Source organism: Acinetobacter sp. SWAC5 (assembly GCF_003419885.1).
GTDB classification, from domain to species: domain Bacteria; phylum Pseudomonadota; class Gammaproteobacteria; order Pseudomonadales; family Moraxellaceae; genus Acinetobacter; species Acinetobacter cumulans.
The window spans coordinates 1-20,170 of sequence record NZ_QUWR01000016.1 but is presented as its reverse complement, the minus strand read 5'-3'; the positions used below and the strand labels follow the sequence as shown (position 1 = coordinate 20,170).

Annotated in this window: 7 protein-coding genes and 1 pseudogene; all 8 read right to left on the bottom strand. The window is 40.0% G+C overall.

Annotated elements, in window-relative coordinates; genetic code table 11:
• Nucleotides 1–59: 59 nt before the first annotated feature.
• Nucleotides 60–1,124, bottom strand: coding sequence for an OmpA family protein (locus tag DYI81_RS12315; protein WP_117007674.1), 1,065 nt, complete (start codon nucleotides 1,122–1,124; stop codon nucleotides 60–62).
• Nucleotides 1,124–7,135 (bottom strand): SdrD B-like domain-containing protein, encoded by a 6,012-nt coding sequence (locus DYI81_RS12310; RefSeq protein WP_240627411.1) that lies wholly within the window; start codon nucleotides 7,133–7,135, stop codon nucleotides 1,124–1,126. The genes DYI81_RS12315 and DYI81_RS12310 overlap by 1 nt, the downstream gene beginning before the upstream one ends.
• Nucleotides 7,136–7,251: 116 nt before the next feature.
• Nucleotides 7,252–9,999: an NEW3 domain-containing protein gene (locus tag DYI81_RS12305; protein WP_117007673.1), complete on the bottom strand. Its 2,748-nt coding sequence runs from the start codon at nucleotides 9,997–9,999 to the stop codon at nucleotides 7,252–7,254.
• A gap of 55 nt (nucleotides 10,000–10,054) precedes the next feature.
• Nucleotides 10,055–10,546, bottom strand: coding sequence for a hypothetical protein (locus tag DYI81_RS12300; RefSeq protein ID WP_106986443.1), 492 nt, complete (start codon nucleotides 10,544–10,546; stop codon nucleotides 10,055–10,057).
• A gap of 193 nt (nucleotides 10,547–10,739) precedes the next feature.
• The gene (locus DYI81_RS12295; protein WP_117007672.1) at nucleotides 10,740–14,495 is read right to left on the bottom strand and encodes a DUF11 domain-containing protein; all 3,756 of its coding nucleotides are present in this window, start codon (nucleotides 14,493–14,495) and stop codon (nucleotides 10,740–10,742) included.
• On the bottom strand, nucleotides 14,482–17,115 hold the full coding sequence (locus DYI81_RS12290; RefSeq protein WP_147316034.1) for a hypothetical protein: 2,634 nt from the start codon (nucleotides 17,113–17,115) through the stop codon (nucleotides 14,482–14,484). Before DYI81_RS12290 ends, DYI81_RS12295 begins: the two co-directional genes overlap by 14 nt.
• Before the next feature lie 36 nt (nucleotides 17,116–17,151).
• Nucleotides 17,152–19,779: a DUF11 domain-containing protein gene (locus DYI81_RS12285; protein ID WP_117007670.1), complete on the bottom strand. Its 2,628-nt coding sequence runs from the start codon at nucleotides 19,777–19,779 to the stop codon at nucleotides 17,152–17,154.
• 283 nt (nucleotides 19,780–20,062) lie between these two features.
• Nucleotides 20,063–20,170, bottom strand: a pseudogene (locus DYI81_RS12280) (IS5/IS1182 family transposase); the annotation flags it as partial.

The window sequence follows — 20,170 nt, the reverse complement described above, 5'->3', positions numbered from 1 at the left end:
GCCGATTTACACAATAAAAAAGGTGGCCATGGCCACCTTTTTTATGCAAAAACATACGGTCAGTGCTCAATTTGCAAGTCTCGCCATTGAGGCTGTACAGTAATTGAATTCGTCTCGGCATCGTTAAAATACACCACGACTCGACGGCTTTTTGCATGAGCCATCTCAATCTGCTGATCATCCTGCAGTTCGACTTTCCCTTTTGCCTCTGCAGTAATTCGACTCGCATTTACCCCTTTTTCAAGGAGATAGTCACGCACTGCATCGATACGGCGTTGAGATAACGCAATGTTATAAGCGACGCTGGCACGGCTATCGGTATACCCTTTTAGAGTAATACTCATATCAGGATATTCAGCCAAAATACTTGCAATTCGCTCCAAAACACCTTTGCCTTCTGCATTTAATACCGCCCGATCTACCGCAAAATGTACAATATTTTCAACCACAACATTAGGTAAAGCAACCTCAATCACTTCAGGTTCTACAGATGTTTTAGGCTTTAATGGCCATACATCTGGGTTTACGCCATGACAGCCTTTGCCATTCAATGCAGATAACTCAGGGACTTCTGCCTCGCTCCAATTCAGGTACGGCTTTTCTTCAGGCAAAGCATAAATCACTTTTTGCAATTGACGTTCAGCACTTATAAAATGCTCACGCGCATGACGCCATCCCAACTCACAATACTCAGCAGCAGCCCAAACCAACATGACCTCGGCATTGGCCAACGCTTGAGGCTCAGCATCCAAAGCACCACGTTGCTTTAAATATTCAATTTGCCACCACAAATCACGGCGCATCACCTGTGAAGGCGAAATAATTTGCGTCACTAAATTGATATTGGACGGCTCAACAAGTTGGTTAGCCTGCACATAAGCCTCTTTACCTGCTGATGTAAATCCGCGTTCGCTATACTCATGATTAGCATAACTCAACCAAGCTTCAGCTTTTGCCAACTGATAACGCTCAATCCCAGAGGTCGTTGTAGCAATACGCTCATTAATAGATTGCTTTAATTGTTGTGCATTCGCTTTGCTATATGGCTCTACTTCGGTCGCCATCGCACCAGATGTCATCAAGCAGCCAATTAACATCATCATTTTTGATTTTAAAACTGACATTATTTTGGCTCCAATGCTTTGTTGACGAACTTATTTTTTCGATTCAATAAGTTTTCATCAAATTTGAATCGGAATCTAAAATAAGTTCCATCCATAGTGGTTTCACCATCCGTGAGGTCTTTGTCGTGATAACCAATAAAGTTATAGCCACCTGACACCCATAAATTGGTTGCCAGTAAATACCCCACTTCTACCCCTGCAAGATAGCGAATACCATCAGATACGTTATTCCACATCACACCAGTATTCACACCCGCATCCCAACGCTCGCTAATGTCATACATAAAACGTGTATTGAGCATTTGTGTCATACCACTGGTTTGAATAAAACCATAAGTTTCATCTAGATATTTCACTGCATACTGTCCAGATAAATGAATATCACGGACAGGATGGTAGTTAAGGTGCGTCGATAAAATATATGCACTACGTTCGTATGGAGCGCTTAAAGTGGTTTCATTATTTTCATAACGATGTTCTATTTTACTGAGCGCATCAAAGCGGTTGGTTTGTACATCGCGATATGCAGCACCCAATTGGAAGCGGTTGATAAATCGATCGCCAGAATCTTTTGCTTTGTTATCTGTATAGTTCAGTACATTCTTAGCAAGAAGCGTTACTTCATCGGTTAGTTTGTACGCTGTGCCTAGCGTATTTAAGTAGCTATTTGACTGACTTGCCCAACGCCCTTCTAAACGTGCAACATTTTTCCAACGTGGATTACTCAGGTGCTCAATACCTAAAGTCGCAGCGGTTGATTCAAGTGAATCTTTATTGTCACCTTCAATCACTTTAACTTTTTCAAAGCTGGTATTAAAGAATAAGCCTTCTTTTAACTGCCAGCGGTTACGTACCCCCATAGCAGCTTCAGCTTCACGTGCACTCATGCCATCACGCACGCGGTATTCACTAAATACCGAACCATCTCGCATGTACTGACTGTCTAAACCAAATACTGTCGTATTCCGGCTTTGTGAGTCATTCAACTCATATAAACCGCCAATACTCGAAATAAATTCATGGCGCGCGTATGCATGTACATTGTTATAAACATTGGTATCTGCACCAAGTGCAAAGACTTTGCGTTCACTGTCCGCAACATCTTGCTCATATTCCGCAAATACACTTGTTCCATTAAATGGCAGGCTAGCTTTGAGCTTAGAACGAATCGTCGTGCCATTATAAGGCGTAGATACTGTAGACGTTGATTCACTTGCAGCTGCAATGGTCTCATCATAATAACGCACACCAAGCTCTGCACTTAATATACGGTTGATGGCACGCTCAATTGTTGCACTCACACCATTACGTATACCCGCATTTGCGATATCTTCTGTACGCAATGCTTCAAGACGAATAACACCTAACTTATCTACACGTGCACTTAGCTTGACTGCACTTTCTTTACGGCCAGAGCTAATTGAAGAGGCCGCATTTTTAAATCCTTCATCCGCTTGATGATGATAGGCTCTTACTTCAATATTCTTATCTTTATAATCCAGCTCAACACGACCTGCCGTACCATCTGTAGGCGTGTCTACACCTTTGGATGCATTGACATTGGTTAAGCTGTCTAAATTAATTGAATCGTGTTCTGAATATGCATATTCAGCAATCAATTTAGTCTTTGAATTTACATTAATAACCGTATTTAAACTGGCTATTTTTTCTTCATCAACTGGATCTTCATTTTGAATATATGAACCACCTACACTCAATTTCTCAGTCAGTTTAAGTGAGCCATTTACCCCAGCCACTGTATATTCATCACCGCCTTTATCGGTTTCAACGGTAATCCTTAAATACACAGGATTCAGGTCTTGATCGACACTACTCAAAGGCGTAGTAAGATAGATACTATTGCTATAACTATCAACTTCATAGTCACTGAAACGCGATAAGGTTTGTTGTGAAATAATTAAACCTGGATTGTTCCGATCTCGAACAATAATTTCAATTTTTTCACTATTTTCGAGCACTTCATCAGCACTAATACCAAGTGAGTATGGCCCAGAAACGCCCATAGCACGTAATTCATTGACAACTTGTGTCGTACTCGTACGTGAAGCAAAACCACTCAGTTTATAGCGATCACCTTCTACTGTAGATTTAACACCTGTAAGCGATCGGCTGTATTGCCCAAGTGATAGGCCTTCTGCATTTTCTGTACGGGTAACATAATCGCCATACATTGCGTATGAGCGACCTTTATCAACGCGAACATAAAACTTACTGGTCGACTGCGCATCAAACCCTTTGGCAGAAGCATCACCATAAACTGGGTAATATTCATCAGGGCGAATATCACGGAATAAACGCTGATTATCTGATTTGGCAGAGTCATACGCCATGGTGAGTAGATAATCACCACGGACCTTACCTTTTAAGAAAAATGCTGCTCGTCCACGTGCCGAATGTGTACCATCCGCTGAACTTGAAATATCATTTAATTCTTCTTCAAAACCATCTTGAGTTGAAGATTTTGATAATTCTTTTGGATCAAAATTATTGAGCGCAAATGAGCCTTCTATAATACCTGCCACAAGCATTGGGCGGAGCTCTGCAAGAAAGCGAACGGGGATGTTCGATTCATACACACCGCTACTAATTCTGAGAACACCTTCCCCTGCTTCTGTTGGAGCAAGCACAGGAACAACAATTGAGCCACCTTCAGCAAAAACTTGGATTCCTGGCTTATTTGGATCTAGGTCTTTAAGCTGAACAACACCTATGCTTGATTCAATATTAATTGGGGTACGAGAGGCAATCGGCGTACCTTCTTCATCGGTAATTTTGACCAGAACTTGAAATACATCTTTGCCGTTGGCATATACATTCGGTTCAACAACTTGGGTATCCAACTTAGACATATTACCCGGAGCAATCACAGTAACTTTATTGCGCTCACGGATGTTGCCCCAATTGTCATACTGACGTGCTTCTATTTCATTTTTACCCGGCTTAAGCGCGACACCAATAAAATCAAAACCAGCCACCGCAGCATCAACATTAACTGCTTTTTTACCAATACGCTTTTCATCGACTTTGACATCGTTTACAAACAATTGAATATCAGTTCCATATACCCCTTTTAACTGCACAGTCGTTTGGGTCGCAGGAAGTACTTGTTGCTCTTTTAAATTTAAGATATGCAAATGATTGGATTCAGAACGCTGTAATTCCTGTTCTAAATCTAAAATCACTGGTGCTTTAATGGGTTCGATCTGTACTGTTTTAACTTCGCGGACATGATCTTTTTTATATTCAATATTACAATTTGCAGATGCACCGTTTGCACTAATACATCCACTCGAAGGCTGACCCTGTACATCAGAAACATAGTTTGTAATAGGATCAACACTTAAATCTGCACGTATCGCCTGTTCCAAAGCATCTAATTGCGCGTCTATATTTTTTTTACGCTCATCAATTTGATCTGACAAAGGCTGACTACATTGTCCCATGCCGTCTGTAATCGCAAAATCTGCGCGGTGTAATTCACCACGTTTAATGTCTACAAAACGGCTTCCAGGATCACCTGCCTGACGGTTATTAATGAGTACCATCTCAGCATTTGCTGGCAAAGTCGTGGTATCTAATTTCAAAACGTGTGTAATTGCTTTTACACCGTAGAAATTATATTTTCCTTCACGATCAGTCACTGCAAAAGTCCCGTCTTCCATATAAATACGGATGCCCGGAACACCTGCTTCACCTACATCTTGAACGCCGTTACGATTACAGTCTGTAAATACCTTACCAACAACAAAACCATCAGTACTAAATACCCCAGGAGAAATTTTTAGCTGTGCTTGAGCTTCATTGGAAGTTGTCCCTAATTGATCTTTTGCATAAGCACGGTTAATGCCATCACCACTTAATGCATTTGGACCAATATAAACGCGGTATTGCACCTTCATTTCTTGTTGTGGTGTCAGTGTACCTAAACCAAATGATAAATAAGGCCCTTTCCCACCTTCAGGATCACTGGCTTTTTTGCTATTCACACGTGTAGTTCCAGTCACATAGACTAAACCACGTGGTAAGGTATCTTTCATATCCACATCGTACAATGTGGTATTGCCTTTATTCGCAACCGTAACGATATAGTCTTTAAAGTCACCAATCTCAGCAGACTTACTGCCACTGACTTCTTTTTTGACCACCAAACGATTATTTACAGATGGTGTTGCAAGCGGATCAATTGGAATATCAATATTTAACGCAGCATCACCTGTTTTCAGGCTAAAGTTCCCCCCATAAGACCAACTCGAGTCAACTGGACGGCTTCCAAAATCATTGTAAATGGTCTTGTCACTGGTAAAGGTATAACTCGTACCCCCCGGAATTGTACTGGTATCTACATGAAAGCTATATGTACCAGGAATTACCAAAGGATAAATAAATTGTCCATTACTATCCGTAATTTGGGTCGCGGGTATTGCAATCAATTGACCCGTTTTTTCATCTATACGGAATGCAACATTGTTTCCAATCGGTTGACCATTTACATCACGTAAAGTAATGGTTGCGCCCGCAACAGGTAATCCAGTTTTAGCATCAAATACAACCCCATAAGGGTCAATTAAAACATCTGCATTAACGTCTGTAATGGTCTTTGTTGAGTTGCCATTTTCGTCTAAACAGTCCGTTAGACTAATCAAGACTTTATCGCGCTTGACCGTTTGTAATACAAAGTCGCCAGAGTTCGGGCTGGTGTTTTCTTCTGTTGGCAATTCAAAGCGGAATACGCCTGTATTTAAGCCTGTTTCAACAGCCTCAACATACTCTGTATCGCCTGTCGTATTCGATACAACTTTAATTTTTACTTTATCTAGCGTTGTGCGTGTTGCATTACATACGGCGCTCGAAGCAGAAATAAACAAAGGTTTTTTGAGACTGCCTGTCCCAATAATACTTGAGTAATCCCCTGTATTATTTGAAACATCTGAGTGTCCACCCACTTGGGTAATCGCATCATTTGATATGGTTTTTTTAATTCCCGTTGCTGTCCCATGTTCCACACTAAAGCGGTTAGTTAATGTGGTACTCGAAATATTCGAGTTCATGGTGACAACCAATTCAACAGCCTCTGTTGCATTCCCTGCTAAGGCTTGCGGATAAGCCACCACAAGCTCATTGATGGCATCTTTATTGGTAGGAATCTGCTTGGTATAGCTATTATTGCCAGACTTGTAGAGCACAATTGCATTCGAGTTGGCAGGTTTTGCAGATTTAAATACTGTGTTGGCAGGTAACTCATCTACAAGCAGAACAGCCTGCGTGGAAACCCCATCCACATTAATCGTGGTTAATCCTGAGTTTTTTGCCGAATTATTTTTAACTTCTAATTTATATGTAAGGTCATAAGACTGACCTGCAGCAGGTTCAAATTTTTGCTTATCTACTGTTTTTGTCGCAATCAGTTGTGGAATATAGCTAATGAGTGAATCGGTCGCTTTTGCTTCTGCTGTCGTATCTTGTACCGTATACGCTCGTATCGGTAAATCAACCTGTTGTTTATCTTTTAAAGTCGCAGAAGTATCAGCCACAACCCATAGGTTAACTGTTTCACCTATTTGGAGTGGAATTTTATCTGTAATAACCAGATCGGAACTGTCGAACTGTCCGTTGCCATTACTATCTAGGTATATCTTAACATTACTTAAATCTGGGTGACTCAAACGATCCAACAATACATCTACAGGTGCATTACTGTCGTTTCTGAGTTCATTTAACCAAATGACTTTTGAGCCTGCATCGACTTCTTGTAAAGGTGGTGTGCTTAGCCCAATCACATACAATGGCGTAATGGTCACACCTACAGTATTGGATGGGGAGTTTTTAATGAATCCACCATCTGGGGTGGTATAACTGGCATAGGCGGTATTGCTGATCGTGATACCAGCCGCTGGCATAGAGGCATAGCTTTCATTCACCAAAACAATGGACGAAGCCAAAGTAGTGAATACAAGTGCAATATGTCTGCTATTGACTGGCTCAATTCGCATAAACACGACAATACCCCAAAAAAATTTTAATAATAAAAATAAAGAATCAAAGATAAGCACGAACCGAAGTTCATGCTTATCTACAAACTTAAAAGATTAAGAACCTAAATTTTCAATTACTTATCTACTTCAACAGTGAATTGTAATATCGCATTTTGATTTGGCTGTAATTTAAACGGACTAACAGAGAGTTGTTTGCCATTTAATGTATAAGTTGGTGCCGGTGTCTCTGTAGATGCAGGTACGAAAGAAATATTCGTAGCTGTAGTTGGCGATTTTCCTGTCGTATAAGCAGGAACAGCATCAGTAATTTGAACGTTAGTTACTTCAGCTTTACCATCATTAATTGCCTTAATTTGGTAAACAACACATTCACCTGGTTTAGCAGCCAAGGTTGCCGTACCAAATGTACCAACCGATGTTCCGTCACAATTAGCATCAAGCGCTTGAGTTTTCTCTAAACGAACTTGACCAGCAGTCACTGTAGTACGGTCTTTGTTTGAAACCGCAGCAGCTGGATCAATCGTTGAAATTTTACCGTCTGCATATACCTTGATTGTTGAAACATCAACCAAACCATTCGTCGCTGTACTTGGCGCCTGAACTTTTACCCACAACTTAACGCTTTCGTTCTGAGCTAGACCTGCAAGCGCAGCACCTAAGTCATTTTTTTTAGCAGCAGTTAATACCACATCAGCAGAATCTAGTACGCCATTGCTATTAGTATCTACATATACAGTCGTCGTAAAGCCAGCAGTTGCATCATCTTGTGTAATGTCTAAGTAAAGTGTGCCAGCAGCTGAACCTTCAGTGACATTACCAAGGTTGGTTAATGTATGTTCATAGGTCACTGTACCGCCTGGTGCTACTGAACTTTCCTGACCAGTCACTAAGGTTAAATTGCGCACAGCATTTACCACAACTTGGTCTTTCATTGTGTCAGAAAGTTTTGTCGCTACAGATGTAACCGTAAATGTAATGTCTTTGTCACCAGCTGGTGCATTTGCTGGAGGAGTCACTTTTGCACAGAAATATTGAGTTTTAGCGACGCCTGGCTCTACATCACCCGTGTTAGAAATTGGTGCTGTACCTGTGCATTTCCCATCCTTATCTGCTGTAAAGAACTCAACTTTCCAATCTGATGGAAGATCAGTTGTCAGGTTATAGTTATCTGTGCTTGAACCATGGTTGGTCACAGCAATTGGGAAAGTTACCGTTTGACCAGGATTAGTTGTAATCTTGTCTACGATATAGCTTGTATTTTGGCCTTCACCTGTTTTTTCACTGGCATCATCTTTACCGTCTTTGTTACCCTTACCATTACTTAAATCGACAGAATTTTTAGTCACTTCTGAGATTTTTAAAGTAATTGGGTCAGTTTGTGACGCGTCTTTCGTTGAGGTGATTTTTACAACAGCTTGAATATCCTTTTCATTCACCTTTGTGCCACTGAACTCTGGCGGTAAGTTCACAACAGCAATCAACTGATAGCTTCCACCTACAGCAATTGGTCCTGTATCTTTTGCATTGCCTACAGTAGACGTAAGTGGCGTGCCATTTGGCTGCAAGAACGTAACTGTTGTACCTACTGGTAAATTAGATAAAGCATCTAATTCAACAGTAAAGGTATCTGTTGTATCGCCATTGTTGTGTACATAGATCACCTCTAGAGCACCAGAACCGAATTTCACACTACTGCCTTGCGCAACTGACGCTGCAGTAATAGTATCATCAACACCTTGTGGTGTTTTAGTCGTTGCACTATCGTTAATCACACCAGTATTGCTTGAAAGAACTTTAATTTCAGTATTGTTCGTAGGTACATCTGAAACAGTGTTGCCTGATGTATCTGGACCATCGCTGTCATACATTGCGGTGTTGGGTACAGTACCTGGAGCTGTGCCTGCTTTTACGTCTGCTTCAAAGGTAATGTTACCGTCAGTATTACGCTCTACACTTTTGATCACAAAAGTTAATTTTTTTGTGCCTGAATCATATTTATAGTAGCTTGCTGTAGTAGATACCGTAGAAGATAGTAGCGAACCATTCAGCTTGACAACATGTTTTGCTGAGTCAAATTCAAGATTGGTATTTAAGGTATCTTCAATAACCAAATCACCTTTATCATTACCTTTGTTACGGTAAGATAAAGTGTATTCAATTTTTTGAGCAGCAGTTTTAACATTCACTTCATTCACTGAAGCTTTTTTCTCTACAGCAAAGACTGCGCCAGCTGTAATGGTTGCTGTATCAGTATTTGATTTAGTCTTATCTGCTGTAGTCGCTGTGGTATCTGCAGAAATAATTTTACTTGTTGCACTGAGTTCTAACTTACCAGCAGTCGCATTTGATACGCCACCAGCAGTTGTTGCAACCACGATCAAGTTGACTTTGCCACCAGCAGCTACAGTCACAACAGTACCTGATGCACCCAATGTCAATGGTGTATTTGAATCCGCTTTACCATCACCATCTGTGTCTAGGAAGACTTTAATATTACTAAAATCCCAGTCATCACCAGTTTTCAAGTTTATCAAATCAATCGTAAACGTATCTGTACCGTTACCATCGTTATATAAAGTATGTTGGAACTGTACTTCTGAGTTTTGGTTGGCAGAAGTCGTCACACTCTGTACTAAACGGAAGCTACCTACTTGAGTAACTGTCGTTTTTACTTCGTTTGACGTTACTGTGCGTGTAGTTGAACCATCGCTATATGTTGCTGTTGCAATGTTACTAATGTTTGTGCCCGCTGCAGGTGCAGCTGCTTGAGCACCTGTAGAAACTAAAGCTAGACCGCCCAACGCTGTCGCGATAGACAAAGATAAGCTGTTACGCTTAAGTGTTTGTATTGGATTTGACATACTTGCCCCGACCCCAAATGGTTATGTTTATGTTGCTTAAAAAGTAATAAAAAAATTATTCGTTTACAGAATTCACTTTGGTCTGTGCTGTTACCGTCACAGATTTTTTAGATGGCAGTTCTGCCACCTGCCACTGCAAAGCGCGGTAGTCCTTTAGCGGAACGTTCACGGTTTTGCCATTTACTGTTTTTTTCAGTGGCGCTACTGCGAAGTTAATGCCATCTGTACTTGCAAAGGCGCCTGCTGGTGTACTTGTACCTGTATATTGCGTGTCCGCAGGAATCGGTAACGTTGCTTTCAAACCTTTAATGGTTCCAGCCGTGTTATTCGTATACGTTGCACGATATTCAATAATATCTTTTGGTTTGGTCACATCTGACGCAATAAACTGGGCATTGCCTTTGTTATCGACTGTTTTTTTAAATGCTTTGAGCTGAATAGATACAGGCTCTTTGACTTTACTTTCAGCCATAGCGACCTGAGTTGTAGTCAAGCCCATTAATAGACTAAGTGTTAGCCCTTTTAGCACGATATTTGCCTTCAACATATTTCGATCCATTTCAATTAAAATTACATTTTGGTTATGTTTGTCACAATTTTATATCAATTCAACTATAAAATTAAACATTTTTTAAACAAATTAATTACTTATTGTTCATTTTTTTACAAAGTACATAATGTGTTTTCTAAGGTAAATTGCACTCAACCCAATTGTGCTGAGTACAATATTATTTAAAAAACTACTCTACTTGTGCACAAAAACGGACTGTACCCGTTGCACGAGGTGCTAATACCCCTGCAATATTCCAACTCAGCGGAGTAGCACTATCTACAGTAGTGCAATCCCCCCCAGTACACATACTCTTTAGTGATGTACCCAATGGCACTGCATCTTTAAGTACAACATCTACTAAATTTTTGGCTGAGTTATTGGTATAGCTAATTTGGTATTCCAAATAGCTCTCTTTATTTTGGACTTTGGTCAAAATGTTGCTTTTGACAAAAGTGGCTGTATCTGTACTTGTAGAAGGACAAGACTTTACTTCTCGGACACTTTTTACGAGATCTAAACCTGCAGAACCAACAGTGGTGATATCTCGAACAGAATTTGATGAGCTTGTAACACCCTCGCTCATCGTGGGTGTATGCTTCACTGAGAATTGCGCACTTAAGCTGTCACCTGCTTTCGCATTTGAAGGTGACATTACACGCTGAACCAAACAGATTTTTTGTTCAGGTAAAATCGGTGCCGAAAGTGGCGCGCTTTGTAGGGCTAGCTCATAAGATTTTTCACCAGCATCCACAGCACCATTACAGTTGGCATCATAATAAATAAGACTTTGCCAAACTGGATCTATTGCTGGTTGCTGCTGGTTAGATAAATTTAACGTACCAAGCTTATGTACACTTTTTGAAATAATTTCATGTGGATATTCAACAACATCACCAGCAGCAATATTTTTTTGACCATTTTGAGTCAAAATCAGCTGAAGCTGTGCGTCACCAAATAAGAAGCCATCGTAAGTATTTGCATTTGCATTTTTAGTGATGGTAAATAAATCAAAGCTTGCATCCGCCGTTGCAGTCACGGATGCAGACTTGTTAGTACTTACAGACTGATAGTCAGCTACATTCTTTTGTACGAGGCAAACACGATTATTAGCATCAAATACTTCTTGCAGTGTTTGAATTGAAAACTCACCATTTGCATTTGTAATCGTCGATGCCCAAACAGCTTTTGTACTACAGTTTTGCAGTTCAATTTGACTGCCCGCGATACCAACTTCACCAGTATCTACACTTCCGTTATAGGCTTTAGATGCATCTTTTGTAGAGCCACTATTGTCATTAAATACGCGACCACTAAATACATAGCCAGCTTTCTTGTCATTGGTTACTGTACAAACAAGTTTGGCACCAAATTTCAAATTGTCTTTCGAGATGGTTACGCTATTGCCAGACAGTGTTGCATTCAATGCTGAGCTGCTATTTCCACTGTTTATTGCATTGCTGTCTAGGCATGTCACGCTACGCAAGCTATATAAAGCATCTAGTTTTTCTTTAAATAAAACGTCTTGGCCAGCATTGGCATATACAGGTGTAGTAAAACCTGATTCTGTAGCTGAGCTTGAGTTTTTAAGACGAATACTTTGCGGTTCACCAGTGACTGTCGTAACAACTTCACCGCTTTGAATCTGATATGAAGCGTTAGCTGATAAGTTACTAAAACTGTCAAATTCAAAAGAACCTGTACCGCCTGTAGATACTTTTTTCAACTCAACAGTTGGTTTTAGGCATGCATTTAGACTATTTAAGCTAAATCCAATGTCATCCCCTGCATCACTAGCAGCATTATTTGGACTAATGTTTTGAAAGTCGACTTTTAAATCAGTTACAGAAGCAGTCAGGCTTGTTGGCAAAGTTAAAGTAAAATTAACTGCTGTAGGCTCGGTATAAGCGCTTCCAAGCTCGAAGCTTACTGGTGTGACCGTAGCACCATTTAACGCTGTAAAAGTTGCAGCACTATTTGTACTCGTACCTGGGGTAACCAATACAGCGTATGCCGTACCATTCACATAAATTTTAAGAGTTGAACCTGTTACCCGAGGATTACCATAAGACCAATTAATTTTACCTTGAAGCTGTAAGGCACCATTGGTTCCTGTACCATAAGCAACAGAATAAGGCTCTACCGCTGGGTTTATTTTATATGGCTTTGTTGTTAAAACATGATTTGCATCATATGACTTAAAAGCCGTATCGGTAATTAAGTTAATAGATTGATTACCATTACACATATTTGCAGCATTACCAGTATTCTCTGGCGTATTTTTGATGATAGTGGTTTCGGCTGTAGATGAATTGTTTGCTTCATCTGCTTCTGTCAATCCTGTTGGCATGGCAACAGAAGCGGTATTTGAAATTGTGATTCCTGATGGTTCTTTATACACCAAACCAGTCAAAGTAAATTCCAAATAATTGGCATCATTACCATTGGTGTCTTTTCCAACTAAAGGCAATACCCCCAAGGTAATACTACGATTATTAGAATTCGTCGTGTTTATTGCGGTCATAGTCGGGCATGTTGCCGTTCCAACCGCTTTACATGTTATTCGTACGCTAGCTAAATCAGTGACCACACTATCTGTAACTATAGCACCTGTTACAGGAGTTGATCCTTTATTCCAAACTTTGAGTGTGTAGGTAAGTAAGTCACCAACTTTTGCCGTTTCTTTATCTACTGTTTTAGTAATCGCTAAGTCAGCATTATCGGTTACTGTAATTTTTGTTGGGAAACCTGTTTCCAATATTTTTTGTAATTCACTGGTATCACAAGCCCCGCCATTAAATGACATTCCAATAGGCCCATACATACCTTGAGAATACTTTTCTAATGTGTTCCGGTTCGCCATTCGATAAGTAACTTTATAGTACCCACCTGTAGATAAACTATGACTTACATTGTAAATATCCGTTGAATTCCAACCAACCCTCACACTTTCTTTGGCATTTGATAGTATTGCTGGTGTACCTAAAACGCCATTATTTGATTTTTGAATTATAATATACGCACCATCGTCAATCATTGACCTTTGAGTACCTATACAGGAATTGACTTGGCTTGTGCCATCTGGAATATAAACATAAGTTTCAAACTCCCACACCCTTAAATTATTAATTCTGCCTGTTTGAGAGCTGGTAGATAATTTAACCGACTTATAATTAGAGTTTGTTAAATTATCAATTATTGTCTCAAACGTTGGGTTTGGCTGATGATTTGAAGAGACATAATGATATGTATCTCCATTTTCCAAATTTGAGCCTGCTCTGACATACTGGCCTTGTGGATTTTTTTGAGTTGCTGGCCAAAAACCCAACATGTTTGTATCCTGCCCTGAAGAGGAACCACATGCCGCAAGACTACTACAAGCGCCATTTGCATTTCTTCCCCCCCAAAATGCACCATACTCCGCGACATTAGTTTGTGAATCCCCTTCTTTTCCCCACACTCGGTGAATACTTTCCCCTGCACCACTACCCAAGTCAGGTTGATTACTTCGAACTGCTATTGTGGTTTGTTGCACAGAAGTGGACGTCACTGCACTCTGACTGACAGCGTAGGTAATTTTAATATCAAAAGCCGAGGAACTCCCGACTGTACCAATAGCACAACGATATATTTGATTGCTTAAAGCACATGGGGTTCCGTCTCCCCAAACTACACTGGTAATGCTCACACCTGATGTGGGGCTACCACGCACTTCTGCTACAGTACCTGTCGCCGTAGCTCCAAAATTTTTAACGTTTGCTGTTTGTACACCACTCCCCCCCTTTGGTATTGAAGGTGTGTCCACAGCAATGACTTCAAAACGAGTTGCAGTATCAGCAATAGAAGTAGTTAAAGGTGCTGAATATGCAGATGTAAAACCGATACAAGAAAGTAGCCCCAATATGCAACTTTTTCCTAGATTTTTTTTCAACTCAATTCCCCACATACTTCACCCCAAACTCCAAACTATGGCTTGCACCGCTTTTTACCGCAGGGACCGAACCCTGAATTGCACCGCTTTGCCCCACTGCTGGTGCTACAATTGAGCCTGCATCACAATCTGCACATACAGGTGCTTTGCTCATCACCATGGCTTCTGGCGTCGTATCATAAAAAGTAAATTTGCCAATATCAGACGCACCCATATTTTTAACGGTGAGCTGATAAATCACACACTGTCCCGAACCATCAGTATTTTTAGTAATCGGCAAAACATTCGTGGTGAATGCCCCCTCTTCCTGGCCATCACAATTATTATCTTTGGCCTGCAATTTGGTTAAACGCATAGGTGAGGTGGTAATTGTGGTGATATCCGTTGCGGTATCCAGTTCAGTAGCGCCATCTTTTAAGCGAATAACTGAGGTATTGGTTACCCCAACTGTGCCATAAGATGAATTTTGGACTTTGGCAAAAATACGAATTGGTTTTTTCTCTGCCAGCGTAGATGCAGGAACAACAGATAGATTCGTCATCAATACATCGCTAGCATCGAGCACGCCATTATCATTGGCATCAAAATATAGCGATGTAATAAAACCTTGCTGGTCATTTTCAACGGTTAAGCTATCTGTTAGCTTTAATGTTTGAGCGCCCCATTGCTTTAAAATATGGCTATAGGTAATGGTGCCACCAGGTGCAATTTGCCCACGCAAGTCAGGATCTAAACTAATCGTACCTGAGCTGTTTTTTGAGCGAATACTAATCGCGTTGTGAATCGTGTCGTAGCCATTTTGCGCATTTGGTGATGGTAACTCTGAAGAAGCCGCTCTAAAATAAATCTGTGTTGTTGCCGCTTGTGCTGTGATATCAATACTCACAACAGCACAATAAACTTGCGACTCGCCATTTTGCAGAAGGCGCGTAGACGATATTTCTTTACCTAAAGCGCTACAGTTATTTGTTGTTTCAAAATAACGCACACCCGTTACACCCACGGGTAATTTTAAAGTGCTAAATACACCATCATCATCTGCACTAAACTGATAGGCTGTTGCTAGACCGCTATGTGTCACCTTTAATGGGAAAGTGACTGTTTGACCATTTTCACCCGTCAAGGTTTTCCATGCTGCGCCATTATTTGATACTGCCCCATTGCCCAAACCATTATTGGCTGTTTCAGGCTGGTTAATTAAATCAACAGTTCGAGACACTATGCTTTGGATTAATTTTACTTGGTCAATTACAGTATCTGTTTTGTTTAAATCACCAATCGACTGCGCCTTTGGATGCACCGCAAATACAGTATTACTGTTGTCTATGTAATCTTTGGGGAAAATCGCTTTAACAACAATCGGCAAACTCGCGCCTGCGGCCAGATAGCCCGTATCAACAACCCCATCGCCATTAGTATCAAACAGTGGAGTTATACCATCTTCACGGTAAAACTCGAGTACAGTTCCTGCTGGAAAATTATGTGTTCCCAAAGTCAAATTAAAGCGGTCAGTGGCATTGCCTGTATTCCACACCCAGTTATTAAACAGCACTGTTGTACCTGTAGCGACTGATCCTTTATTGTCAATATCATTAGCATTTGAAGCCGAACCAGCATCAGCATTAATAATCACACCATGCACGGGTAAAATTTCCAAATAAGCAGTATTGGATTGTGTCGTTAATTTAGCTGTATCTGTATCTTTATCATGATCATAGTTAAGGTGAGCAACGTTAGGAATTTGCCCTGGTGTAGGCTTTACAACCTTTACTTTAAACTCTATATACCCCTGAGCATTCGCAGGAACTTTGGTGATTGTTGCACGAATGGTTTTATTATCCGTATCTAGATAATAATTAATACCCGCTGGATCATCACCAACCACGTTCGATGGATTAAGTGCAAGGCCATTCCAAACTTCTGATCCTTTCACATAAGTCAATTCAGCTGTATTTAACACATCCGTGATGTCTACTTCACCACTTTCAGTACCATTATTAAAATAAGTGAGACGAACGATTGCTTCATCATTTGCAACGACGGTGCTTTTATTAAATGCTTTACGAATCGTCATTACAGCTTTATCTGAAATAGTGACTGTATCGGTATTGCTAATCGCCCCAGCTGTACCCAATTGATTTGATGTTGCTGTAAGCCTTAAAGATCCTGTCGCATTTGCTACAGCTGTACCCAGTAATGCTTTTACAATCAATGCAATGGATTCTCCAGCATTGAGCGCATAATTGGTGATGGGCTGATCATTATCTGGTATGCCATCACGATTTTTATCCAGGTAAACCGCATAACCAGGTTGGGATATAGGCCCTGAAATATTATCTATACTTAAGTTATAACTGTCCTTCGCATTACTCGTATTGGTCAGCACATGGTTAAAATAAATTGGCTGATTGGCTACGCCGTAAACATTATTATTATTCACCAATGTAAAACTGTACGCTGGAATAATCGTGGTTTGCACCAAGTTTGAACGCGAAGTTTGAACTAGTGTTGAACCTTCTTCCTTATATTCACCTGTGGCCATATTACTAATGACCATTGACGTTTCAGCCATTACTCCAGTAGATACAGTTAAACCCAACAATCCAGAGATTGCCCAACGTAGGCTTCGAACCATTATTTTTTCTTTAAACATTTCTGAAAGCCTTTACTCTTATGGGTTCACACGAATCATGAAATACATATTCGCCATTTGACCAGATGACAAACTTGCAATGGTCCCTTTAATACTAGCTGCAGTTGAAGCGTTAACACCTGCAGGTACTAAAAATGGTGTGCCCACTAATGTGGTATAAGCAGGAACAGCGTCCTGAAACTGCACATTCGTGACAATAGACGAGCCTCTATTTTCAACTTCTAACTTATAAATGACACATTCATTCGGTTTGATAATCAGAGGCTGTGCACTAAAGCTCAGTGATGTGACATTGGCTGGATCAAATGTCATCGTGCAAGTCGGTGCTTTAACTTGATATTTCAGCAGTTGCATCGCAGATGTTGATACAGTGGTCACATCCGTATTTTTAAGATTTTCCAATTTAATATTGGCAAAAGTTCCTGCCTCAACGATAAGGTCTGCGACGCTCACAACCCCATGAGTTGCTGTGACTGGTGCTTGAACCTTGAGTAATATTTGAATATCTCGATCAGGTGCAATACCTAATCCAGCACTAAGTGAATTTAAATCTGTATTTGCATCAATAAATTTATCAGAGGGATCAATTTTTCCATCTTTATTCACATCGTAATAAAGACTGTAAATAAAGTTGTCATCCGGTTTCTGCGGATTCACTTTTAGTTTTACAACTGAGCCTTGGTCAGCGCCCTCTGTGATTGTCCCTGTATTTTTTAAAGTATGAACATAAACAATCGTACCACCAACACTCACCTGACCTTGCTGATCGTTACTTAAAATCAGCTGACGTGCAGTACTACTCGAAATTTCATTTTTAATGACGTCGGCCTGTTGATTTACAGGCGATTGAATGGAAAACCAGATGGGTTTCACAAAATTCTGTTGAGAAGCATCAACCTGAATGACCGCACAATAGGCCTTTGTGGCCCCTGCTGCCATCGTTCCAGTATTGGTAATTTGTTTGCCCAAATTTGAACACGTGGCATCCCCCTCATAAAACTTCACAGTAAAACCAGAGGCTGTAACAACTGAAATATTTTGCATATCCATAGCTGAGAAAGAGGCAAATAAATTGTAGTTATTGCTTTGAGTTGACTTGTTTTCGGCAATTAATGGAAATACAACTTTGCCATCCAAAACTGACTTTTTCAGCCATGCATTACCATTGTTGTCAATTTTGCCAACATCTTTACCTGAGTTATCTGAGTTATACAGATCACTTTCTGAAGATGAGGCCACTAATTTAGTAATGACATTGCGCGTAGGGTTAGAGATATCACTTGAAAGTACAGACGTAGCGACCACATCTATGACGATATTACTCTTTTCAGTATTGCAGCTCGTAGATGCCAATACAGCAACACGAATCTCTTTAACAGCAGAACTAGCCAAAGAACCTGTATCAACGATACCATCACCATTGGTATCGGTCAGCAGGGTTTTACCATCTTTATGATACAGGCGGACTTGGGCACATTCAGGTAAATTTGCCGTGCTATAACTCAGATTATAAACATCGGTAATATTTCCCTTATTCCAAACATAGTTTTGGAAAAAAACTTGTTTACCAGGTTTTAACTCATTAATGGTCGACAAGTTGTCTGGATCCACATTTGGATTACCAGCATCACTATTGCTGTTAGGGTTATTGTTGAGTACAACCCCCAAAGATGGCAACAGCGTATAGTGGACCGTATTCGAATCTTGGTTATAAGGTACTTTAGATTTCTCACCTACATAAGTATATTTTGCAGTATTCGGAATCTTATTTTTATCTGTATTTTTTACACGAACTTGAAAACTCAATGTGCCTGAGGTCAATGGTGGAACTGACTGAATTTCAGCTTTTATAGTTTTCTGATCAGAAAGTAATTGATAGCTGATGCCCTTATTAATTTCATTTTCGGTATCATTACTATCTGTCAGCGCAATGGAATTCTGATTCCAATGAGCACTTTTCTCCACATACTCTAAGGAATCATCCAGTAAATCTGTAATCGTTAATTTAGCGGTATCTGTACCGTTATTTCGATAGGTTAAGGTATAGGTGATAAGCTCTTGTTCATTACCTTGACTTTTATCTTGAGCCTTTACCACTGAAATTACAGCATCATCAACTACTGCAACCGTGTCATTGACACGTGCATCAATCGTATTCGTTGTTTGGCTTGTTGCTTTTAACTCAAAAATACTTTTTTGATTGGCAAGCACAGAGCTCGGTACAGTTCCAACAGCGACAATCGAAAGTGACTCCCCTGCCTTCAAATCAATCGATGAATTTGGTAACAGTAAATCCACATTATCATCTGGAACACCATTTTGATCACGGTCGGCATAAACCTTAATAGAAGCTAAATCAAACTCATCACTCACAGAATGAGTCAAACTTAAGGCATAGCGATCAGAAGTATTACCTGTGTTGGTCAAAACATGTGGAAAATTTACCAATCCACCAATCGTGCTTTGTTGTTGCTGATTTTGCACCAATGTCAGTGCCAATATTTTTTGAACTTCGAGCGAAACAGGGTTTGAATTGACGACTAAGGTACTGCCCGTTTCATCAACATAATCACCAGATGCAATATTAGAAATATAACTACCAGGTAAAGGAAAGGCATATAAACTACTCGAAAACAATAGAGTCATTGATGCAAGAAGTCTGTTCTTTTTTATATTATTCAAAATATCGCCCGCCACCCAATGCACATAAAAAAACAAAACATAATATTAGTTCACATATTTATACATTATTCCATAAAAATCAGTATATTTTCTATACTGTAGATTACATTATTTATTTTTTTTCAAATCTATTCAAATAAATAAACTTAACACAACACTCTAATATTAGATTTAATAACATCAAATTTTAAAAATTCTTAACTCTATTTATATAATTATTATTCAACCAATAGACTTCTTTCATAAGTCATTTTTCACTCAGTTCCATATTATAGATTCCCGCAATTAAATTGAATCTTAAGCCCAATCTTTTGCCACGGTTACGATATCGCTCAGCAAGGATTTTGAAGGTTTT

Bases quoted from the DNA above. Each gene is read 5' to 3' on its own strand.
- DYI81_RS12315 (WP_117007674.1), bottom strand. From the start codon at position 1,124: ATGTCAGTTTTAAAATCAAAAATGATGATGTTAATTGGCTGCTTGATG.
- DYI81_RS12310 (WP_240627411.1), bottom strand. From the start codon at position 7,135: ATGCGAATTGAGCCAGTCAATAGCAGACATATTGCACTTGTATTCACT.
- DYI81_RS12305 (WP_117007673.1), bottom strand. From the start codon at position 9,999: ATGTCAAATCCAATACAAACACTTAAGCGTAACAGCTTATCTTTGTCT.
- DYI81_RS12300 (WP_106986443.1), bottom strand. From the start codon at position 10,546: ATGTTGAAGGCAAATATCGTGCTAAAAGGGCTAACACTTAGTCTATTA.
- DYI81_RS12295 (WP_117007672.1), bottom strand. From the start codon at position 14,495: ATGTGGGGAATTGAGTTGAAAAAAAATCTAGGAAAAAGTTGCATATTG.
- DYI81_RS12290 (WP_147316034.1), bottom strand. From the start codon at position 17,115: ATGGTTCGAAGCCTACGTTGGGCAATCTCTGGATTGTTGGGTTTAACT.
- DYI81_RS12285 (WP_117007670.1), bottom strand. From the start codon at position 19,779: ATGACTCTATTGTTTTCGAGTAGTTTATATGCCTTTCCTTTACCTGGT.